This is a genomic window from Nitratireductor sp. ZSWI3, from assembly GCF_024655565.1.
Lineage (GTDB): Bacteria > Pseudomonadota > Alphaproteobacteria > Rhizobiales > Rhizobiaceae > Nitratireductor.
On the sequence record NZ_JANKOF010000010.1, the window covers coordinates 53,342 to 74,696 of the forward strand.

Below are 21,355 nucleotides of genomic sequence, written 5' to 3' on the forward strand. Positions count from 1 at the left end.
GGTTATGGCGGCAAGGAAGGGGGCCGCGGATTTCATGGACCAGCTTGTCTCCGGAGAGAAGTATTCTCCCTACCGCATCTTTTCCGCGCAGAAATGGGCGCAGTTCCGCGCCGACACGCCGCTCACCCTGGCCGAGGACGAGGTGCGCCGCCTGCGCTCCCTCAACGACCCGGTCGATCTGGAAGAGGTGCGGCGGATCTATCTCTCCATGTCGCGGCTTCTGTCGGCGCATGTGGAGGCCAGCCAGCTTCTGTTTCGCCAACGCCAGGTCTTCTTCGATTCCAACGACATGGTGAAGTCGCCCTTCATCATCGGCATCGCCGGATCGGTGGCGGTCGGCAAGTCGACCACGGCGCGCGTGCTCAAGGAGCTGCTCGCCCGCTGGCCGTCGAGCCCCAAGGTCGATCTGGTGACGACGGACGGTTTTCTCTATCCGAACGAGGTGCTGCGGCGCGAAAACCTGATGGAGCGCAAGGGATTCCCCGAAAGCTACGATCTCGGGGCCGTGCTGCGTTTCCTGTCTGGCATCAAGGCGGGCATGCCGAACGTGCGCGCGCCGCTCTATTCGCACCTGACATATGACGTGCTGCCCGGCGAGTTCGTCACCATCGACCGGCCCGATATCCTGATCTTCGAGGGCATCAACGTTCTGCAGACGCGCGACTTGCCCCGAGACGGAACGGCCGTGCCGGTGGTTTCGGATTTCTTCGATTTCTCGATCTATATCGACGCGCCGGAGGAATTGATCCACCAGTGGTACGTGGATCGCTTCATGCGGTTGCGCGAGACGGCGTTCAAGAACCCCGAATCCTTTTTCCATCGTTATGCGGCGTTGAAGCCGGAAGCGGCGCTGGCGATCGCCGAGCAGCTCTGGGAAAACATCAATCTCAAGAACCTGCGCAACAACATATTGCCGACCCGCCCGCGCGCCGATCTCATTCTGCGCAAGGGCGCCAATCACCTGACCGAGGAAGTGGCGCTGCGGAAGCTTTAAGGTCGCTGGCGCTCCGGCCATTTTTCCCGGCGGGTCATGTGGCAGCGTCCGAACCGGGCTTCGTGACGCGGCGGAGGGTCAGGTTGATGCGGCCCGGCGATCTGAGCAGGGTCGACGTGCCGGGATAGATCCGGTCGACCCCGTGATAGGCAAGACGGCCCGCGCCCCCCATCACCACGACGTCCCCGCTTTGCAGCTTCACCGACACCGTCTTGTCGCCGCGCCGGGTGCCGCCGATCCGGAACAGGCAGGAATCGCCGAGCGAAACCGAAACGACAGGCGCCGCAAACTCGTCTTCGTCGCGATCCTGGTGCACGCCCATTCTGGCGGTCTCGGTGTAGAAGTTCACCAGGCAGGCCTGTGGCGGGGCGGGGTATCCGGCCGTATCAGCCCACAGCGCCAGAAGGCTTTCGGGAATTGCCGGCCATGGCTTGCCGGTGATCGGATGAACCTCCTGATAGCGGTAGCCGCGCTCCTTGTCGGTCACCCAGCCAAGCGAGCCGCAATTGGTCATCCGCACGCTCATTTCCTTGCCGGTGCGCGGCATGACCGGCACGAAAAGAGGCGCCTCGCGGACGACCGCCCGGACGGCCTCCACCAGGGCTTCCTGCGCGGCCCGGTCAAGGAAGCCGGGCAGATGACGAACGCCTTCGGACAGGGTCGGCACGAATCCACTTTCCCGCATCGCACGCCACAGCATAACAGGCCGCAAAGCAAAACGGCGACCCGAAAGCCGCCGTTGATGTGCTGAAGAGCTGTTTGATCAGGCGGCGGCGAGCTCGGGGATGCGCAGGACCTGGCCGGGATAGATCTTGTCCGGATGCGTGAGCATCGGCTTGTTGGCTTCAAAGATGACCGTATGCTTCGCACCCTTGCCCTTGCCGTAATGCGCTTCCGCGATCTTCCAGAGATTGTCGCCCTTCTTCACCGTATAGAAGACGGGATCCTTGGCGGGGCTTGTGGCAACCTTGAGCTCGCCGGCTTCCACCTTGGATACGCCCAGCGTGTTACCGACGGCGATCACGGCTTTCTCGAAAGCCGACTGGTCGGCCACTTCGCCCTTCAGGACGACCTTGTCCCCCTCGACGACGACGTCGACCTTGTCGGTGCCGAGCTTATGGGAATCGAGTTCCTTCTTCAGCTCGGTTGCCTCGGGCGCTTCGTCGTCGACGACGCCCAGCTTCTTGCCCACCGATTTGACGAAATCGAAAATACCCATGGAAATGTCTCCGGTTAGAAATCACGATATTTGACGTGTAACGGACTAAGATTTCAACCACAAAACAGCCGTTCCGAATAGGTTGTCGTTGCGGTTGTGCGGGATGAAGCGGTCAATCCGGCGAGATCTTGCCGCGCATCTTCTTGATGGTGGAGCGCCCGGCCTTTGCCTTCAGCCGCTTTTCGACGGCGCCGCGGGAGGGCTTCGTCTTCTTGCGCGGCTTGGGCGGCGGCTCCGATGCGCGCGTCAGGAGGTCTGTCAGGCGCGCTCTGGCATCGGCCCGGTTCAGCTCCTGCGTCCGGAACCGGCCGGCCTCGATCAGGATGTGGCCTTCCTTGGTCGCGCGGCTCCCGGCAAGTTTCAGCGCCTGCTCCCGCACCCGCTCGGGCAGGCCGCGTGCCTGCCCGACATCGAGGCGCAACTGCACGGCCGTCGCCACCTTGTTGACGTTCTGCCCGCCGGGTCCCGAGGCGCGGATGAACTGCTCCTGCAGCTCGTCCTCGTACACGACAACGCCGTTTCGTATGATGAGGTCGCCTTCGGCCATCGTGCTTTCCAGGGTCAATGAAAAAGGCCCGGCATTGCGGCCGGGCCCTGAAAATGCGCACTGAAGGCGCCTGATGCAAGCGCCGCCTATTCGGCGGCTTCCGCAGTGCGCGGCGCCGCATCGCGCACCGTGGCGTCGACATGGCTCTCGAACTTTCCGAAATTGTCGATGAACATGCCGACCAGGCGGCGTGCCTGCGCGTCGTAGGCCGGCTTGTCGGCCCAGGTCGAGCGCGGATCGAGCAGCGCCGAATCGATGTCCGGCACGGCGACCGGCACGGCGAAGCCGAAATGCGGGTCGGTGCGGAATTCCACATTGTTCAGGTCGCCGCTCAGCGCCGCGTTGAGCAGGCCGCGCGTCACCTTGATCGGCATGCGCCGGCCGATGCCGTAGGCGCCGCCCGTCCAGCCGGTGTTGACCAGCCAGCAGTCGACGCCGTGTCGGGCGATGAGGTCGCGCAGCAGATTGCCGTATTCCGACGGGTGGCGCGGCATGAAGGGCGCGCCGAAGCAGGTCGAGAAGGTCGCCTCGGGCTCGGTGACGCCCTTTTCGGTGCCGGCCACTTTGGCCGTGTAGCCCGACAGGAAGTGGTACATGGCCTGAGCCGGCGTCAGCTTGGCGATGGGCGGCAGGACGCCGAAGGCGTCGGCGGTCAGCATGATGATGTTCTTCGGGTGGCCGCTTTGGCCTGTCTCGCTGGCATTCGGGATGAAGTGCAGCGGATAGGCGCAGCGCGTGTTCTCCGTCAGGCTGCCATCGTCGAAATCCGGATGGCCGTGCTCGTCGAGGATGACGTTTTCCAGCACGGTTCCGAAACGACGGGTGGTGGAGAAGATCTCTGGTTCCGCTTCCTGCGAAAGGCGGATCGTCTTGGCGTAGCAGCCGCCCTCGAAGTTGAAGAGTCCGGTTTCGCCCCACCCGTGCTCGTCGTCGCCGATGAGCGTGCGCGTCGGGTCGGCCGACAGCGTGGTCTTGCCCGTGCCCGACAGACCGAAGAAGACGGCCGCGTCACCATCCGTTCCGACATTGGCCGAGCAGTGCATCGGCATGACGCCCTTTTCCGGCAGGATGTAGTTGAGCGCCGTGAAGACCGATTTCTTCATTTCGCCGGCATAGGAAGTGCCGCCGATCAGCACGATGTTGCGCGTGAGGTCGACGGCGATCACCGTTTCCGTGCGGCAGCCATGCCGCTCGGGGTCGGCGCGGAAGGACGGCAGATCGATGATGGTCATCTGCGGGACGAAGGCGGCGAGCTCTTCGAGCTGCGGACGCAAGAGAAGGTTGCGGATGAACAGGGAATGCCAGGCATATTCGGTGATCACCCGCACCGGCAGGCAGTTTTCCGGATCGGCGCCACCCATCAGATCCTGAACGAACAGGTCGCGGTCGGCCGCATGCGCCAGGAAATCGGCGTGGAGCTGCTCGAAGTGTTCGGGCGCCATGGGCTTGTTGTTGTCCCACCACACCACATCTTCCGTCGCAGCGTCGCGAACCACGAACTTGTCTTTGGCGGACCGACCGGTGTGCTGCCCCGTCTCGGCGACCAGCGCGCCATATGCGGAAAGCCTTGCCTCTCCACGGCGAAGGGACTCTTCATAGAGAGCGGAAGGCTGAAGATTGTAACGGACCAGGCCCGTCGTTTTCAGACCAAAGCTCTCGATCCCGCAATCCGGATTGCGCATGCCGGTTTCGTTCATCCTGACCACCAAAGTTTCCTAGAAATGCCCATCATAGCAGGCGGTCAGAGCTGAAAGCACAAAAAGATCAGGGAATTCAAACCATTAATCGATTTAAAGATTTTAAAATCGATTAAATCGTTTAAATTATCCGTGAAGAGCGCGGGCAATCGTGCGGCGTTTTCAACGTGCGGTTCTGATGCGGCGGTGCGCCGGTGTGACACAGGCCGTGTTCTATGCCACATTTTGTACCCAATTTGTCCTGCATCTGCCACGCACGTGATGCAGAGAGGGACGAAACGCCCATGAGGGAGCCGCTTGACATGGCAACAATCGCGCTTGTCGATGACGACCGCAACATTCTGACGTCTGTATCCATTGCGCTGGAAGCGGAAGGGTATCGGGTCGAAACCTACACGGACGGGGTTTCGGCGCTGGAAGGCCTTGGGGCACGGCCTCCGAACCTTGCGATTCTGGACATCAAGATGCCGCGCATGGATGGCATGGAGCTTTTGCGCCGGCTGCGCCAGAAGAGCGACGTGCCGGTCATCTTTCTCACCTCCAAGGATGACGAGATCGATGAGCTCTTCGGCCTGAAGATGGGCGCCGACGATTTTGTGCGCAAGCCTTTCTCGCAGCGCCTGCTGGTGGAGCGGGTGCGCGCTGTGCTGCGCCGCGCCAGCACGCGGGACACGAATGCCAAGGCGCCGGGCAAGCAGTCGCAATCGCTGGAACGCGGCCAGCTCGTCATGGACCAGGAGCGTCACACCTGCACCTGGAAGGGACAGCCTGTGACGCTGACGGTGACCGAATTCCTGATTCTCCATTCGCTCGCGCAGCGGCCGGGCGTGGTCAAGAGCCGTGACGCCTTGATGGATTCCGCCTATGATGAGCAGGTCTATGTGGACGACCGGACCATCGACAGTCACATCAAGCGGCTGCGCAAGAAGTTCAAGTCGGTTGACGGCGAGTTCGACATGATCGAAACGCTCTACGGCGTGGGATACCGCTTCCGGGAAATCTAGGTTCTGACCCTAGCGCGGAGCTCTTCCCGCCTGAAGCTTTATGGGTCGGGGCAAGACAGTTGCGATGAGCGCACAGACGGAAAACACGGAAGCGCGGCCGCAACGCACCGCGCGGCCGGCGGGGCCGAGCCTTCTGGGTCGGTTCGCGGTGCCGTTGCGCCGTCTGTTCGGCCACTATGTCTTTTCCAGTCTGACGCGGCGCATCCTGTTCCTCAACCTCGCCGGCCTCGGCGTTCTGGTGGTCGGCGTTCTCTATCTGAACGAGTTCCGCGAGGAATTGATCAGCGCCCGCGTGGAAAGCCTGATGACGCAGGGCGAGATCATCGCCGGCGCCATCGCGAGCTCCGCCGAAGTGGAGACGGATTCCATCCTGGTCGACCCTGACAAGCTCCTCGAGCTGCAGGCCGGCCAGAGCCTGCCGCCGCGCTCCGACCAGCTCGAGAGCCTCGATTTCCCGATCAATCCCGAACGCGTCGCGCCGCTCCTGCGGCGGCTGATCCCGCAGACCCGCACCCGGGCGCGGATCTATGATCCCGACGCCAACCTGCTGCTCGATTCCCAATATCTCGGACAGGTGCTCCGCTACGAGCTGCCGCCGGTGGACGAGGGGGAGCCGGACTTCCTCGACCATGCCTGGCAGTGGCTACGCGAGATGTTCCGCCGGCGGGACCTGCCGATCTATCGCGAGCAGCCCGGCGGCAACGGCGTCGCCTATCCGGAGGTGATGACGGCGCTGACCGGCACGACCACCAAGGTGGTCCGCATCAGCGAGCAGGGCGAGCAGATCGTCTCGGTCGCCGTGCCCATCCAGCGTTTCCGTGCGGTGCTCGGTGTCCTCCTCCTGTCGACGCAGGGCGGCGACATCGACAAGATCGTGGCGGCCGAGCGCAAGGCGATCCTGCGCGTCTTTGCCGTTGCCGCGCTGGTCACCGCCATCCTGTCGCTGCTGCTCGCCTCGACCATCGCCAATCCGCTGCGCCGGCTTTCGGCCGCCGCGGTGCGGGTGCGCCGCGGAGCGCGCAGCCGCGAGGAGATTCCCGATTTCTCCCACCGCCAGGATGAGATCGGCAATCTGTCGGCAGCTCTGCGCGACATGACGAAGGCGCTCTATGCGCGGATCGACGCCATTGAAAGCTTCGCCGCCGACGTGGCGCACGAGCTGAAGAACCCGCTCACCTCGCTTGGCAGCGCCGTCGAGACCCTGCCGCTCGCCAAGGACCAGCGCTCCCGCGACCGGCTGCTCGAGGTCATCCAGCACGACGTGCGGCGCCTCGATCGGCTGATCAGCGACATTTCCGACGCCTCGCGCCTCGATGCGGAACTTTCGCGGGAGGATTCCGAGAGGATCGATCTGGAGCAGTTCATCGGCGATCTGGTTCGGACCACGGTCGAGGCCGGATCGTCGAAGAAGCCCGTGAAGATCACCTTTGCGGCACAGAAGCCGTCTGCCGGCGGGCGTGGCTTCTTCATATTGGGACATGACCTGCGCCTCGGGCAGGTGATCACGAACCTGATCGAGAACGCCCGCTCCTTCGTGCCGGAGAAGACCGGTCATATCGCTGTGACCTTGTCCCGCGCGGGCCGACGGCTCATCGTCACCGTCGAGGACAATGGCCCGGGCATCCGCGTCGAGAACATCGATCGCATTTTCGAGCGCTTCTACACCGACCGGCCGGCTGGCGAGGCGTTCGGCCAGAATTCCGGTCTCGGCTTGTCGATCAGCCGCCAGATCGTCGAGGCCCATGGCGGCACGCTGACGGCTGAGAACATCACCGGCACCAAGCCCGGCGACATCAAGGGCGCGCGCTTCATCGTGGCTCTCCCGGCCGAAGGCTGATCAGAGATGCACAATCGCCACGCGACGGTCCTGGTCATCGGCGATCGAGGCGTTCTCATTGAGGGGGCTTCCGGCACCGGCAAAACCACCCTGGCGCTCGAGCTCTTGACGGTGTTTTCGGCCCAGGGCCTGTTCACACGTCTCGTCTGCGACGACCAGACTTATCTGGTGGCGCGCCATGGCCGCCTGGTCGCGCAGGCGCCGGGGCCGATCGCCGGCCTCGCCGAGGCGCGCGGTTTCGGGCCGGCGCCGATCGCTCACCAGGCGGCGGCGGTGGTCGATCTGGTGATTCGGCTGGTGGAAGACAGCCACGCACCACGCGTCAGCGCGGAACACGAGATCATTCATGAAGGCATCGGGCTCCCCGTGCTCGATCTTCCCGCGCGCGCCACGCGCCGTGCGCTCTACGCCGTCGCGGCGTTCCTTGATTTGCCGCCATTTGGCGACAAACAGGTCACCCCCTGAACATAATTTAGGCGAATCGCCGCAGTTTGGGCTTGTCAACGGCTTGTGCGTTGACAAGATAGCGCTCTTGTCGTGAGGCAGTCATAGGCGGTGTCCGCATTGCAGTGTTTTGACAGGGATTGCGCTTGCACAATGAGCAACCGGGTCGGCGGCGGCTTGCCGCGAATGCCGTTGGGGTGGAGTAAGACCGTGGCAGCCTCGAGCGCGAGTTTGGATTTGACGCCGATTGGCCGGATGATGTGCCGATGATCGGGCTCGTTCTCGTCACGCACGGCCAGTTGGCCGAGGAGTTTCGCCACGCGGTCGAGCATGTGGTGGGGCACCAGGAGAACATGGAGACGGTCTCCATCGGCGCCGAGGACGATATGGAGCAGCGCCGCCGCGACATCGTCGACGCGGTGGCGCGCGCCGATACCGGCGCCGGTGTCATCATCCTGACCGACATGTTCGGCGGCACGCCGTCCAACCTTGCCATCTCCGTGATGGACGCCGGGCGTATCGAGGTCATCGCCGGCATGAACCTGCCCATGCTGATCAAGCTCTCTTCCGCCCGCATCACGGACGACATGGCGCTGGCTCTGGACGAGGCACAGGCGGCCGGCCGCAAATACATCAACGTCGCAAGCCAGGTGCTGTCCGGCAAATGAGCAACGCGTCGACCAAAGAGCAGCGCTCCGAGCCGTTCAGCCGGGTTTTCACGATCGTCAACCAGCGCGGCTTGCATGCGCGCGCCTCGGCCAAGTTCGTGCAGACCGTGGATGCCCATGATGCGGATGTGCAGGTGCAGAAAGACGGCATTTCCGTCGGTGGAACCTCGATCATGGGCCTGATGATGCTGGCCGCCAGCCCCGGTTGCAGCATCCGCGTGCAGGCAAAAGGGCCGGACGCCGCAGCGCTGCTCGACGCGCTCGAGGCGCTGATCGCCGATCGGTTCGGCGAGGAAGCCTGAGCAGCAAGCCGCGAAGGACATGCACGAATAAAGATTTCTTTATATGCATTGTGGCGACGGCTGCGATCTGGTAGGCAGGGCGCAGCATCCGGGCCGGCTTGTCGCCCTGCGCCCGCCGTATTTTCAAGAAATCGGAGTTTACGCCCATGAGCGCTGACAAGGATTATGTGGTCACCGACATCAAGCTGGCCGATTGGGGCCGCAAGGAAATCGAGATCGCCGAAACGGAAATGCCGGGCCTGATGGCCTGCCGCGAAGAGTTCGGATCCGACAAGCCGCTGAAAGGCGCGCGGATTTCCGGTTCCCTGCACATGACCATCCAGACGGCGGTTCTGATCGAGACGCTGAAGGAGCTCGGCGCCGACGTGCGTTGGGCGTCCTGCAACATCTTCTCCACCCAGGATCACGCCGCAGCGGCCATCGCCGCCGCCGGCACGCCTGTCTTCGCCATCAAGGGCGAAACGCTGGAGGAGTACTGGACCTATACCGACAGGATCTTCCAGTGGACCGATGGCGGGCTCTCCAACATGATCCTCGACGACGGCGGCGACGCGACCATGTACATCCTGATCGGCGCCCGCGCCGAGGCGGGCGAGAACGTGCTTTCGAACCCGGGCAGCGAGGAGGAGGAAATCCTCTTCGCGCAGATCCGCAAGCGCATGGCTGAGACGCCGGGCTTCTTCACGCGCCAGCGGGAAGCCATCCGCGGCGTGACGGAGGAGACCACCACCGGCGTCAACAGGCTCTATCAGTTGCAGAAGAAGGGCCTGCTGCCCTTCCCGGCGATCAACGTCAACGATTCGGTCACCAAATCGAAGTTCGACAACAAGTATGGCTGCAAGGAATCCCTGGTGGACGGCATTCGCCGCGCCACCGACGTCATGATGGCGGGCAAGGTGGCCGTGGTCTGCGGCTATGGCGACGTCGGCAAGGGCTCCGCCCAGTCGCTGGCCGGTGCCGGCGCCCGCGTCAAGGTCACCGAGGTCGATCCGATCTGCGCCCTGCAGGCGGCGATGGACGGCTTCGAGGTCGTCACGCTCGACGACGCGGCTCCCACCGCCGACATCGTCATCACGACGACCGGCAACAAGGACGTCATCACCCTCGATCACATGCGCAAGATGAAGGACATGGTGATCGTCGGCAACATCGGCCATTTCGACAACGAGATCCAGGTCGCCGCCCTGCGCAATCTGAAATGGACGAACGTCAAGCCGCAGGTGGACATGATCACCTTCCCGGACAACAAGCGGATGATTCTGCTGTCCGAGGGCCGTCTTCTCAATCTCGGCAATGCCACCGGGCATCCGAGCTTCGTCATGTCGGCGTCCTTCACCAACCAGGTGCTGGCACAGATCGAGCTCTTCGTCCGCGGCGACAGCTATAAGAACGAGGTCTACGTTCTGCCGAAGCATCTCGACGAGAAGGTGGCCCGCCTGCATCTCGACAAGCTGGGCGCCCGGCTGACCGCCCTCTCCGAGGAGCAGGCGGCGTATATCGGCGTCACCCCGCAGGGGCCCTTCAAGCCGGAACACTACAGGTACTAAGTTTTATTAACCAAGACACAACATATTGATGCCGGACCATTGACTTTTGGTCCGGCATTATTTTTGTCGCGCGTCCTTCTTCACGGCGATTCGGACACGCGGTACATTGCAGTGATTCGCGAGGCGGCTGACCCTCCGGGCCGTGGGCCTGGCGAAACGAGGGGCGGTCTTGAGAAATCATGCGGCGGAGAAGGAACGAGACATGCCGGGGCTGGACCCGCTGAACGGCGGATCTGCAGGCCCTAAGGGCCGACAGCGCAAAGCAGGCCTCGTGCGGGGGAAGACGTGGCTTTTGGCGCTGGCGACGACCGCGGCGACACCGCTTCCCGCCGCGGCACAGGCTGCTGCGCAATCCGCGCGTGGCCTGACCATAAACACGCTCGAAGTCATCCAGCTTTCGATCTTCGCCGGCATCATGGGTGCCGCCTTCCTCTCCGCAATCTGGCTGATCCGGCAGCGGGCGCGCATCGCCGCCGAAAATCTCGAGCTCCGGGCAAGGGTGGCCGAGCTGGGCGGCGCTCTCGGCCGTTCCGAAGCGCTGCTCAACCTGAAGGACCAGCGCACCATCGTGTGGGGCACGAACGAGGAGCCGGCGAGCATCGTCGGCGAGCTGCCGGTGGGCAGCGGCGCGCCGGAAGAGCGCTCGGCCTTTCTGGCATTCGGCCGATGGATGACGCCGCGCTCCGCCTCCGCCATCGACCGCGCGGTCGAGGCTCTGCGCAAGGCGGGCGAGACGTTCGATCTTTCGATCGAGACCCGTTCGGGGACGCTGCTCGAGGCACAGGGGCGCAAGGCCGCGCAGCACACCGCGGTCCGTTTCGTTTCCCTGTCGGCGGCGCAGCAGGAGCACGCGCGGCTGAAGATCGAGCAGCAGGATCTCAGCGCCGAGCGGGAAAGCATCTTCGGTCTTCTCGATGCGCTCGACATGCCGTTCTGGCTTCGCGACCGGGGCGGGCAGCTCACATGGGTCAACCGCGCCTTCATGGGCGCGGTCGATGCCGCGGATCCGGAAACCGTACGGCGCGAGCGTCGCGAATTCCTGCCGGCCGTCGCACGCGACGAGATCATCAACCGGCACCGCGACGCCGGTGACGTTTTCCGGCAGTCGCTCTCGGCGGTCGTGCATGGCGAGAGGCGCGTCTTCAGCGTCACCGATTATGCCGGCGCCGGGGCTTCGGCAGGCATCGCCGCCGACGTGAGCGAGATGGAAGCCATCCGCCGCGAGCACGAGAGCACGGTCCGCAGCCATGCCGACACGCTCGACCAGCTCACCACCGCAGTGGCGATCTTCGACGGGAATCAGAAGCTGCGCTTCTTCAACCAGTCTTTCCAGAAGCTCTGGGACCTCGACACGCCCTTCCTCGAAAGTGCGCCGGACAATGCCCTGTTTCTCGATCGCCTGCGCAGCGACGGGACGCTGGCCGAGCAGCCGGAATGGCGGCGCTGGAAGGAAGGGCTTCTGTCCGCCTACCGCAGTGTGAAGCCCCAGGAGCACTGGTGGCATCTGCCGGACGGCCGCACCGTCCGGGTCATCGCCAACCCGCAGCCCAGGGGCGGGGTGACCTGGGTGTTCGAGAACCTGACCGAGAAGTTCGATCTCGAAAGCCGCTACAATGCGGCCATGCGCGTGCAGCGCGAAACCCTCGACAACCTCGCCGAAGGCGTCGCCGTGTTCGGACCTGATGGGCGGCTGCGGCTGTTCAACCCGGCATTTCAAAGGCTCTGGAACCTGCCAGAGATGCTGGTCGTGCCAGGCGCGCACATAGCCGATATCCGCACCGTCTGCGACGCGCTGTCCAAGGAAAGCCCCTGGGGCGGGTTCGTCGCTTCCGTAACGGGTTTCGACGACGAGCGGCGCAACCAGCACGGCCAGGTGGAGCTCAACAACGGCACGGTGCTCAGCCACGCCACCATCCACCTGCCGAACGGTCAGGTGATGATGACCTTCGTCGACATGACCGACAGCGTGAATGTCGAGCGGGCGCTGAAGGAAAAGAACGATGCGCTGCAGAAGGCGGACAAGCTGAAGAACGATTTCGTTCAGCACGTTTCCTACGAGCTGCGCTCGCCGCTGACCAACATCATCGGTTTTACCGAGCTTCTCAACCTGCCGGAGACGGGACCGCTTACCCAGCGGCAGCGCGAGTATGTCGATCATATCGGCTCGTCCTCCTCGGTGCTGCTGACCGTGGTCAACGACATTCTCGACCTGGCGACCGTCGATGCCGGCATCATGGAGCTGGAGATCGGCGAGGTGCGGATCGGCGAGATGGTGGAGACGGCCGCCGGTCTTGTCGCCGAACGCCTGCGGGAGCACGGCATCAGGCTCGACATCGACATGGACGATGCGGCGATGGTGTTTCACGCCGATGAAAACCGGGTGCGGCAGGTGCTGTTCAACCTCCTGTCGAACGCTGCCAATTACGCGCCGGAAGACAGCACGATCCGCCTTTCCGCCAGATGGCGCGAGAACGCCGCCGAATTCTGCGTGCATGACGACGGCCCGGGCATGGCGCCCGACGTTCTGGAGACGATCTTCAAACGCTTCGAGCCGCGCGTGAATGGCGGCCGCCGTCGCGGGGCCGGGTTGGGCCTGTCCATCGTGAAGAGTTTCGTCGAGCTGCATGGCGGCTCGGTGCAGATCGAAACGGGTGAAGGGCGCGGCACCACGGTGACCTGCCGCTTCCCCTCCGCGCCCACGCAGGCGCGCGCCGCCGCGGAGTAGACCTGCCGTATGTCCGCGCGCGTTCTGGAACGCTTCCTGCCCGACGAAGAGGCGACCGCACTGTTCGGCGAGGATATCGCCGTTGCGCTGAAGAGCGGCGACGTCCTGGCCCTCAAGGGCGATCTCGGCGCCGGCAAGACGACGCTCGCCCGCGCGATCATCCGGGCGCTTGCGGGCAATCCCGAGCTCGACGTGCCGAGCCCCACCTTTACGCTGACTCAGAGCTATGACGCGCGGCTTCCCGTGCACCATTTCGATCTCTACAGGCTCGCAGACCCGGATGAGCTTGAAGAGCTCGGGCTAGCGGAGGCGGCCGAAAACGGGGTGGCGCTGGTCGAATGGCCTGAGCGCGCCGGCGCTGCGCTGGCGGATGCGATCCGCCTTGAATTGCACGAGAGCGGCGAGGGCCGCCTTGCCGTCATCTCCGCTCCGCAAGAGGCGATGCTCCGGCTCGAGCGAAGCTTCGCCATCCGGGATTTCCTGAACAAGGCCGGAGAACTGCGTGCGCACCGCGCCTTCCTGCTGGGAGACGCTTCGCTGCGTGCCTATGAGACGGTCGCCACGCGTCTCGGTGAAAAACGCATCCTCATGAATGCGCCGGAGCGCCGCGACGAACCTTTGCTTCCCTCCGGTCGGCCCTACAGCCGAACGGCGCATCTTGCGCAGTCGGTCTCTGCCTCGGTCGCCATGGCGAAAGCAATGCGGGCGCGCGGCTTTTCCGCCTATGATGTCTACGCCCAGGACCTGGAGGCCGGCCTGCTTCTGGTCGAGCATCTGGGCGACGTGCCGTTCCTGTCGCCCGAGGGCGAGCCGGTCGCCGAGCGCTATCTGGAGGCGGCCCGCCTTCTGGCGGCGATCCACGAGGCCGACTGGCCGGCCGACCTGCCGGTCGCCGAGGGTGTGAGCCACCATCTGCCGCTCTACGACCGGGAGGCGCTCGGCATCGAGGTCAGCCTGCTCACCGACTGGTACATGCCGTTCATGGCCGGCCGCCCGGCGAGCGAAGCCGAACGCCAGGGCTATATGGAGCGCTGGGAGCGATTGTTCGCAAGGCTCGAGCAGTTCGAGCAGAATCTGGTCCTGCGCGACTTTCATTCCCCCAATCTCATCTGGCGCGCCGAACGCCACGGCTTCGACCGGCTCGGCCTCATCGACCTGCAGGATGCGGTGCGGGGTCCGGCGGCCTACGACGTCGCTTCGCTGGCGCTCGATGCCCGCGTGACGATGCCGGAGGATCTGGAACGGCAGATCGTGGAGGCCTATTGTGCGGCCCGCCGCGAACAGGGTGCCTTCGATCGCGCGGCCTTCGACGAGGCCTATGCGATCTGCGCGACGCAACGCAATTCCAAGCTGCTCGGAACCTTCGTGCGGCTCGAAAAGCGCGATCACAAGCCGTTCTACATCCGTCACCTGCCGCGCATCCGCACCTATCTGCGCCGGGCGATGCGTCATCCGGCCCTGGCGGAATTGAAGGCATTCTACGACGAGGCGGGGTTTCTCCGCGAGGACGAAGCGTGACTGCCGGCATGCCCGACACGGCGATGGTGCTGGCGGCGGGGCTCGGCAAGCGCATGCGGCCGATCACCGATACGGTGCCGAAGCCGCTGGTGAAGATCGCCGGTAAGACCCTTGTCGACTGGGCGCTCGATACGCTCGCCGATGCCGGCGTCGGCACGGCGGTGGTGAACGTTCACCACCTGGCCGACCAGATGGAGGCGCATCTGGCCGGCCGCCGCGCGCCGCGCGTCGTGATCTCCGACGAGCGGGACCGGTTGCTCGATTCGGCGGGCGGCGTCATCAAGGCGCTGCCGCGCTTGGGCGACGCACCGTTCTTCATCCTCAACGCCGACACGTTTTGGCTGGACGAGGGCATGCCGAATCTGCAGCGCCTGGCCCTTGCCTGGAACGGCGAGGCCATGGATATTCTTCTCATGGTTGCGGATTTCGATCAGGCGACGGGCCATTCCGGTTCGGTTGATTTCGTCATGGATGAGGCGGGCCGTCTGCGCCGCGCCCAGAAGGGCGAGACGGGTGTGATCTATGCCGGTGCGATCATCTTGCATCCGAGGCTCTTCGCCGGTGCCGGCAGCGAACCGCAATCCCTCAACGCCTATTTCGACGCCGCTGCCGCCGGCGGCCGCCTGTTCGGGATGAGAATGGGCGGCGACTGGATCACCGTCGGCACGCCGGATGCCATCGCTCCGGCCGAAGCCGTCGTGGCGGCACGCGCCCGGCTCAGTGATGCCGGCTAAGCGGCAGCCAAACGTCTTTTCCATCCCGCCCGGCGTGCCCTTTCTGCCGGCAATGGCCGATGCGCTGCTCGACGGGCGGCTTGTCTCGGGCTTCCGGTTCGACGGCGACCCGCTGGCGCTTGCCGACGTCACCGTCTACCTGCCGACACGCCGCGCGGCGCGCGCCCTGCGCAGCGTGCTCGTCGAGAAACTCGAGGGCGGCGCGGCGATCCTGCCGACGATCCGTCCCCTCGGTGAGTTCGACGAGGAGGCGACCCTCTTCGACGTCGAGAACGCGGCCGCGGTGGATCTCGCACCGCCGATCGAAGCGCTCGATCGCATCCTTCTGCTGGCGCCGCTGGTGCAGGCCTGGAAAGCGCGCCTGCCGGCTCATGTCGCAGCCCTTTTCGAGGAAGGCGTGGTGGTGCCCGCCTCGGCGTCGGATTCGATCTGGCTGGCGCGCGACCTCGCCGGGCTGATGGACGAGATCGAGACCGAGGAAGCCGACTGGACGAGGCTTGCCAGCCTCGCGCCCGACGGATTGGCGCACTGGTGGCAGGTGACGCTGGAGTTCCTCCAGATCGTCACGACACACTGGCCGCACCTGCTGCGCGAGCTCGACCGTTCCAACCCGGCCGCGCACCGCAATGCCATGCTGGCGGCGGAGGCGGCGCGGTTGAAGACGGCGGTTCATGCGGGCCCGGTCATCGCCGCAGGCTCCACCGGCTCGATTCCGGCCACCGCCCGCCTGCTCGCCACGATTGCCGGTCTCGAAATGGGGGCGGTGGTGCTGCCCGGTCTCGACAAGCGGCTCGATGCGCGTGCCTGGGCGGCCATCGGGGCGGCCGAGGAGCCTTCCGCCTTCGGCCATCCGCAAACGGGCTTGAAGAAGTTGATCGCCGCGATGGGCATCGACCGCGACGATGTCGTCGAGCTTGCCGAGCCCGAGCCGGCGCTTGCCGCCAGGCATGCGCTCGTCAGCGAGGCGCTGCGTCCCGCCGAGACCACCGATGCCTGGCTGGAGAACCGGGCGCTGGCGGCAAGCGCCGCCGGCGACGGTGCGCTGTCCGGCGTTACGCTGGTCGAAACGGCCAATGAGCGCGAGGAGGCATTGTCGATCGCCGTGGCGCTCCGGCTGGCACTCGACGAGGAGAACGCGACCGCCGCACTGGTGACCCCCGACCGGGGCCTGGCACGCCGTGTCGCGGTGGAGCTGACGCGCTTCGGCATCGATGCTGACGATTCCGGCGGCACGCCGCTCACCGACAGCGCTCCGGCAACCCTGGCACGGCTTCTGCTTGAAGCCGTGTTCCGCCCCGGCGAGCCGGTGGCGATCGTGGCCCTCTTGAAGCATCCGCTGCTGTCGCTCGGCATGCATCGAGCCAGGGTGCGCCGGGCGGCCGAAACGATCGAGCTCGTCGCTTTGCGCGGCGGCACGGGCCGGCCGGACGTTTGCAGCCTCAACACGCTTTTCGAGACGCGGTGGGCGGCTATGGAACGGGAGGAGCGCAAGCCCTTCTGGTTCGCCCGTGTCAATGCGGCGGCGCTGGCCGAAGCCCGCGATGTCCTCGGCGCCCTCGAGCGGTCCCTCGACCGGCTGCGGGAGGTGCGCCAGGCGCGCAATGTCGGCGTCCCCCATATGGCGCGGCTGACCGTCGAGGTGCTGGAGGCGCTGGCCCGGACCGAGGACGGCAGCCTGGCGAAATTCTATGAAGGCGAGCGTGGCGGAGCCATGGCGGCGTTTCTGCGCGGGCTGGTCGGATCGGCGACCGCCCTGCCCTTCGATGCGGCCGAATGGCCGGCGGTCTTCGCCGCGCTGATCGCGCCCGAGGTGGTCAAGCCGGCCATGGGGGCGGACAGGCGTGTCACGATCTGGGGTGCGCTCGAGGCGCGCCTGCAAAGCGTCGACATGCTCGTGCTGGGTGGCATGAACGAAGGCACCTGGCCGAGGATTCCGGCCTCGGACCGCTTCATGTCGCGGCTGATGAAGGCCGAGCTTTCCCTCGAGCCGCCCGAACGGCGCATCGGGCAGGCCGCGCACGATTTCATGATGGCAATGGGCGCGCGGAAGGTCGTGCTGACGCGCGCCGCGCGGGCCGGGGATGCTCCTGCGGTCGCCTCCAGGTGGCTGCAGCGGCTCACCGCCTTTGCGGGAGAGGATGCGAACGAGGCGATGCGGGCGCGGGGCCGCGAGCTGATCGCCTGGGCCCGCCTGCTGGACGAGAAACCGGACGAGGATTTTGCGCCGCGCCCGGAGCCCGCGCCGCCGCTGGAGGCAAGGCCGGTGCGCTTCTCGGTCACCGAGATCGAGACGCTGCGCCGCGACCCCTACGCGGTCTATGCGCGGCGCATCCTGGAGCTCGCCGCCCTCGACCCGCTGATCCGCGATCCCGGCGCGGCCGAGCGCGGCAATCTCTTCCACGACATCCTCCAGGATTTCATTCGCGAGCAGCAGGACCCGGCCGGCGCCGAAGCGCTGGATCGCCTGCTGGCGGCCGGCCGCCGGCAGTTCGCGAAAGCCGGCCTGCCGGCCGATGTCGAGGCGGTCTGGTGGCCGCGCTTCCAGCGCACCGCCGCTTCGATCGTCGATTGGGAGCGCAGCCGCGCCGACGGCATCGTCGAGCGGCACGCCGAGATCCGCGCCGGCGCCACGGAGGTCGCCGGTCTCGGGCTCACCCTTTCGGGCCGCGCCGACCGCATCGACATTCGCGGCGACGGACGCGCCGAGATCCTCGACTACAAGACCGGTGCCTCGCCCTCGCGGCGCCAGGCGCACACGCTGCTGTCACCACAGCTGGCGCTGGAGGCGGCGCTTCTCCAGCGTGGCGCTTTCGCCGACATCGGCCGCGTCGAGGCCGGAGAGCTGGCCTATGTGCGGCTCAAGGCGAATGGCGAGGTCCTTCAGGAATCGATCCTCGAGATGAAGGACAGCGACAAGACCGCGCCCGGCATCGCGGAGGAGGCCTGGCATCGATTGGCGATGCTGCTGGCGCACTACCATCGCGCGCAGACCGGCTACAGGTCGCGCGTGCTGCCTTTTCGGGAGGGTGACGTGAGCGGCGACTACGACCATCTGGCGCGCGTGCTGGAATGGTCGGCCGGCGGCGATGCGGGCGATGGCGGGGACGGCGAATGAAGCGGGCCTTCACCATTCCTCCCGACACGCTGAAGGCGCAGGCACTCGCTGCCGATCCGGCGAATTCGGCCTGGGTGTCGGCCAATGCCGGCTCGGGCAAGACCCATGTGCTGGCGCAGCGCGTCATCCGTCTCCTGCTGCAGGGGGCCGACCCATCCAAGATTCTCTGTCTCACCTACACGCGGGCCGCCGCCGCCAATATGGCCAACCGCGTTTTTCGCGATCTGGCCGGCTGGAGCCTGCTGCCGGATGCAGAGCTTTCCAGGATCATCGCGGCGCTCGAAGGGAAAGCGCCAACCGGTGACACGCTGGCGCGGGCGCGCCGCCTTTTCGCCCGCGCATTGGAAACGCCAGGTGGCCTGAAGATCCAGACCATCCATGCCTTCTGCGAAGCGATCCTGCATCAGTTCCCGCTCGAGGCGAACATTGCCGGCCATTTCGAGCTCCTGGATTCGCAGATGGAAGCGGCGCTTCTCGCCGAAGCGCGCCGCGATCTTTTGACCGGTGCGATGGGCGATGGCAGCGCTCTGGATCGCGATGATTTTGGATTGAATCAATCCAAAATCATAAACGCGATCGCATTCAAAAAGTCAGAGCGGGATGCGGGCGGAAAACCGCTTCACACTTTTCCTCATCCCGCTCTAGCGGAGGCCTTCGCGGCGGTGCTGCAGCATGGCGGCGAAAGCGGCTTGCAGGATCTCCTGTCGGAGATCGTCGCGCGCCGCGACGGGCTGCGCTCGCTGATCGATCAGATCGGCGACGATTATCGCGCGCTGTTCGAGGAATTCGGCTTTGCCGCCTCGGACAGCGCTGCGACGATTGCCGGCTCCGTCTGGCCCTTGCCCGGTTTCGATGCCGATGCCTTCGACACGCTGGTCGCCGAAGCCGAGGCGGCCGATGCGCGAACGGTGTTGAAGAGCATCGTGCCCGACGTCGCGCGCGCCTTCGAAGAGACCGATCCCGTCCGGCGGCTGAAGCTGCTGAAGAAGGGCCTTCTCAAGACCGATGGCGGGCTCTACGGCGAAAGCGCCTTCAAGGCGGGACTGCGCAAGGCGCTGCCAGGCATCGTCGAGCGCTATGGCGAAGCGGCCGAGGCCGTGCGCGTCGCAGGAGACCGGCTGGCGCTTTACGGCATGCTGGAGGCGACCCGCGCTGCGCTGGTGATCGCCGACGGCATGATCGCCCGCTACGAACGGCTGAAACGCGCGCGCGGCTTCCTCGATTTCAACGACCTGATCATGCGCACGATCCGCCTTCTCGCACGCACGGATGCGGGGCCGTGGGTGCAGTACAAGCTGGACAAGGGCATCGACCACATCCTGATCGACGAAGCGCAGGACACGAGCCCGGAACAATGGCGGATCGTCCGGCTTCTGGCGGAGGAGTTCTTCTCCGGCGAGGGTGCGCGCAGCGGAACGTTGCGCACGATCTTCGCCGTCGGCGACGAGAAGCAGTCCATCTATTCCTTCCAGGGGGCCGAGCCTGCCGCTTTCGACGACAGCGGGCGTGCTTTCGAAAAGAAGGTGCGCGCCGCCGCGCTCCGTTTCGAGCGGGTGCGGCTGATGCGCTCCTTCCGCTCCACCGAGGACGTGCTTTCCGCGGCGGACCTGGTGTTCGCGCGCGAGGAGGTGCGTCGGGGCCTCACCCGCGACCCGGAGCCGATCGAGCACAAGGCCATCCGCGAAAATGCCCCCGGCTACGTGGAGGTATGGTCGCCGATCGCCCCCGAGGTGGTGGAGGAACCGGACGATTGGACGGAGGCCATCGACCACGCCTCGGCACCCGCCGTGCGGCTGGCGGAAACCATTGCCGCGACGGTCGAGGGTTGGATCCGCAACGGCGAGATCATCGAGGGGACGGGCAAGCGCCTCACCGCGGGCGACGTGCTGGTGCTGGTGCGCAAGCGCGACCGTTTCGTTCACGCACTCTCACGCAGCCTCAAGAACCGGCACATCGACGTCGCCGGCGCCGATCGCCTGCGGCTCACCGCGCATATCGCCGTGCAGGACCTGATCGCGCTCGGCCGCTTCCTGCTGCAGCCGCACGACGATCTGTCGCTGGCGGCGGTGCTGAAGAGTCCGCTCTTCGGCATGGACGAGGAGCGCCTGTTCCGTCTCGCCTGGAAGCGGGGTGCCGCGACGCCTCTTTTCGACGCCATGCGGGCGCAGGCGCTGGCCGATCCGGCCCTTGCAGCGATGGTCGCAACGCTGCAGGGATGGCAGAACGAAGCGGCGTTCAAGCCGGCCTTCGAATTCTACGCAAGCCTGCTTTCCGGCAGCCGCGATCGCGAGGGCGCGCGGCGCCTCTTCGTCGCCCGGCTCGGGCATGAGGCGAACGATATCCTGGACGAGTTTCAGTCCTTCGCCCTTGCCGGCGAGCGCGCCGGTCTCAACGGGCTCGAGGCGCTGCTGTCGGCCCTCGACGGTCAGGCGCCGGAGATCAAGCGCGAGATGGATCAGACGCGCGATGAGCTGCGCATCATGACGGCGCATGCCGCCAAGGGCTTGGAAGCGCCGGTGGTGTTCCTGGTCGATCCCGGCAGCGCGCCGTTCGCGGCGCAGCACCTGCCGAAGCTGATGCCTTTTTCTCCCTCGAGCGGGGGCTGGCAGGGCAAGGGTTTCCTGTGGCGCGCCGGCAAGGAGGTCGCCAATTCCGTTGCCGCCGGTTTCGAGATGGAAGTGCGCGTCAAGGCGGAGCAGGAATACCGCCGGCTGCTCTATGTCGGCATGACGCGAGCCGAGGACCGCCTGATCGTCTGCGGGTATCACGGCGCGCGCGAGCCGCAGGGCCTGACCTGGCAGACGGTGGTCCGGCAGGCGCTTTCCGGTGCTGCCGCGGCGGAGGAACTGACGAGCCCGGACATCTGTGCGCCGGTCTATCGCTATCGGGTGAGCGATGCACCGCCGCGCAAGCCCGATCCGCAGCCTGCCGTCGAAGCGAGGGGCGAGGTGGCCCTGCCGCGCAGCCTGCGCGAGCCGCCGCCCGTGCAGGCCGACCTGCCGCG

16 protein-coding genes are annotated in these 21,355 nt (G+C 65.7%); 12 read left to right on the top strand and 4 right to left on the bottom strand.

The annotated features are described in order from the left end of the window. Positions 1–34: 34 nt before the first annotated feature. Positions 35–994, top strand: coding sequence for a type I pantothenate kinase (coaA, locus tag NUU27_RS05810; RefSeq protein ID WP_257761131.1), 960 nt, complete (start codon positions 35–37; stop codon positions 992–994). A 34-nt stretch (positions 995–1,028) separates the two neighbouring features. On the opposite strand, the gene NUU27_RS05815 is transcribed toward coaA, so the two are convergent. The 4 genes from NUU27_RS05815 to NUU27_RS05830 form a co-directional block, all read right to left on the bottom strand. Next, positions 1,029–1,661, bottom strand: a complete 633-nt coding sequence (locus NUU27_RS05815; RefSeq protein ID WP_257761132.1) for an alpha-ketoglutarate-dependent dioxygenase AlkB — start codon at positions 1,659–1,661, stop codon at positions 1,029–1,031. Between the two features lie 96 nt (positions 1,662–1,757). Further along, positions 1,758–2,213, bottom strand: a complete 456-nt coding sequence (gene lysM / locus NUU27_RS05820; protein WP_257761133.1) for a peptidoglycan-binding protein LysM — start codon at positions 2,211–2,213, stop codon at positions 1,758–1,760. Between the two features lie 112 nt (positions 2,214–2,325). Continuing rightward, on the bottom strand, positions 2,326–2,760 hold the full coding sequence (gene arfB / locus NUU27_RS05825; RefSeq protein ID WP_257761134.1) for an alternative ribosome rescue aminoacyl-tRNA hydrolase ArfB: 435 nt from the start codon (positions 2,758–2,760) through the stop codon (positions 2,326–2,328). A gap of 86 nt (positions 2,761–2,846) precedes the next feature. Beyond that, positions 2,847–4,457, bottom strand: coding sequence for a phosphoenolpyruvate carboxykinase (locus NUU27_RS05830; RefSeq protein WP_257761135.1), 1,611 nt, complete (start codon positions 4,455–4,457; stop codon positions 2,847–2,849). Between the two features lie 302 nt (positions 4,458–4,759). Between NUU27_RS05830 and NUU27_RS05835 the strand changes: the two genes are divergently transcribed. The 11 genes from NUU27_RS05835 to addA all read left to right on the top strand — a co-directional run. Next, on the top strand, positions 4,760–5,461 hold the full coding sequence (locus NUU27_RS05835) for a response regulator transcription factor (protein ID WP_257761136.1): 702 nt from the start codon (positions 4,760–4,762) through the stop codon (positions 5,459–5,461). A gap of 64 nt (positions 5,462–5,525) precedes the next feature. Next, entirely contained in the window at positions 5,526–7,298 is a 1,773-nt protein-coding gene (locus NUU27_RS05840; RefSeq protein WP_257761137.1) for a stimulus-sensing domain-containing protein, read from the top strand. 6 nt (positions 7,299–7,304) lie between these two features. Then, positions 7,305–7,763 carry an HPr kinase/phosphorylase gene (locus tag NUU27_RS05845; RefSeq protein ID WP_257761138.1) on the top strand — a complete coding sequence of 153 codons (459 nt, stop codon included), beginning with the start codon at positions 7,305–7,307 and terminating at the stop codon, positions 7,761–7,763. 245 nt (positions 7,764–8,008) lie between these two features. Next, positions 8,009–8,410, top strand: a complete 402-nt coding sequence (locus NUU27_RS05850) for a PTS sugar transporter subunit IIA (protein WP_257761139.1) — start codon at positions 8,009–8,011, stop codon at positions 8,408–8,410. Next, complete coding sequence (locus NUU27_RS05855) at positions 8,407–8,712, top strand: HPr family phosphocarrier protein (protein WP_257761140.1); 306 nt, start codon at positions 8,407–8,409, stop codon at positions 8,710–8,712. Before NUU27_RS05850 ends, NUU27_RS05855 begins: the two co-directional genes overlap by 4 nt. Before the next feature lie 146 nt (positions 8,713–8,858). After that, positions 8,859–10,259: an adenosylhomocysteinase gene (gene ahcY / locus NUU27_RS05860; RefSeq protein WP_257761141.1), complete on the top strand. Its 1,401-nt coding sequence runs from the start codon at positions 8,859–8,861 to the stop codon at positions 10,257–10,259. A gap of 202 nt (positions 10,260–10,461) precedes the next feature. Further along, complete coding sequence (locus NUU27_RS05865) at positions 10,462–12,984, top strand: PAS domain-containing sensor histidine kinase (RefSeq protein ID WP_257761142.1); 2,523 nt, start codon at positions 10,462–10,464, stop codon at positions 12,982–12,984. 9 nt (positions 12,985–12,993) lie between these two features. Beyond that, positions 12,994–14,502: a tRNA (adenosine(37)-N6)-threonylcarbamoyltransferase complex ATPase subunit type 1 TsaE gene (tsaE, locus tag NUU27_RS05870; RefSeq protein ID WP_257761143.1), complete on the top strand. Its 1,509-nt coding sequence runs from the start codon at positions 12,994–12,996 to the stop codon at positions 14,500–14,502. Between the two features lie 8 nt (positions 14,503–14,510). Continuing rightward, positions 14,511–15,236 (top strand): nucleotidyltransferase family protein, encoded by a 726-nt coding sequence (locus NUU27_RS05875; protein ID WP_257761149.1) that lies wholly within the window; start codon positions 14,511–14,513, stop codon positions 15,234–15,236. After that, positions 15,226–18,351: a double-strand break repair protein AddB gene (addB, locus tag NUU27_RS05880; protein WP_257761144.1), complete on the top strand. Its 3,126-nt coding sequence runs from the start codon at positions 15,226–15,228 to the stop codon at positions 18,349–18,351. The genes NUU27_RS05875 and addB overlap by 11 nt, the downstream gene beginning before the upstream one ends. Then, positions 18,348–21,355 (top strand): double-strand break repair helicase AddA (gene addA, locus NUU27_RS05885; protein ID WP_257761145.1); only part of this gene is annotated, 3,008 nt, incomplete at its 3' end. The genes addB and addA, both read left to right, overlap by 4 nt.

What these genes read in the sequence shown, in the direction of transcription:
- ahcY (WP_257761141.1), top strand. Translation starts at nt 8,859, where the DNA reads ATGAGCGCTGACAAGGATTATGTGGTCACCGACATCAAGCTGGCCGAT.
- lysM (WP_257761133.1), bottom strand. Translation starts at nt 2,213, where the DNA reads ATGGGTATTTTCGATTTCGTCAAATCGGTGGGCAAGAAGCTGGGCGTC.
- NUU27_RS05835 (WP_257761136.1), top strand. Translation starts at nt 4,760, where the DNA reads ATGGCAACAATCGCGCTTGTCGATGACGACCGCAACATTCTGACGTCT.
- NUU27_RS05830 (WP_257761135.1), bottom strand. Translation starts at nt 4,457, where the DNA reads ATGAACGAAACCGGCATGCGCAATCCGGATTGCGGGATCGAGAGCTTT.
- NUU27_RS05845 (WP_257761138.1), top strand. Translation starts at nt 7,305, where the DNA reads ATGCACAATCGCCACGCGACGGTCCTGGTCATCGGCGATCGAGGCGTT.
- addB (WP_257761144.1), top strand. Translation starts at nt 15,226, where the DNA reads ATGCCGGCTAAGCGGCAGCCAAACGTCTTTTCCATCCCGCCCGGCGTG.
- NUU27_RS05855 (WP_257761140.1), top strand. Translation starts at nt 8,407, where the DNA reads ATGAGCAACGCGTCGACCAAAGAGCAGCGCTCCGAGCCGTTCAGCCGG.
- coaA (WP_257761131.1), top strand. Translation starts at nt 35, where the DNA reads ATGGACCAGCTTGTCTCCGGAGAGAAGTATTCTCCCTACCGCATCTTT.
- NUU27_RS05850 (WP_257761139.1), top strand. Translation starts at nt 8,009, where the DNA reads ATGATCGGGCTCGTTCTCGTCACGCACGGCCAGTTGGCCGAGGAGTTT.
- tsaE (WP_257761143.1), top strand. Translation starts at nt 12,994, where the DNA reads ATGTCCGCGCGCGTTCTGGAACGCTTCCTGCCCGACGAAGAGGCGACC.
- NUU27_RS05865 (WP_257761142.1), top strand. Translation starts at nt 10,462, where the DNA reads ATGCCGGGGCTGGACCCGCTGAACGGCGGATCTGCAGGCCCTAAGGGC.
- arfB (WP_257761134.1), bottom strand. Translation starts at nt 2,760, where the DNA reads ATGGCCGAAGGCGACCTCATCATACGAAACGGCGTTGTCGTGTACGAG.
- NUU27_RS05875 (WP_257761149.1), top strand. Translation starts at nt 14,511, where the DNA reads ATGCCCGACACGGCGATGGTGCTGGCGGCGGGGCTCGGCAAGCGCATG.
- NUU27_RS05840 (WP_257761137.1), top strand. Translation starts at nt 5,526, where the DNA reads ATGAGCGCACAGACGGAAAACACGGAAGCGCGGCCGCAACGCACCGCG.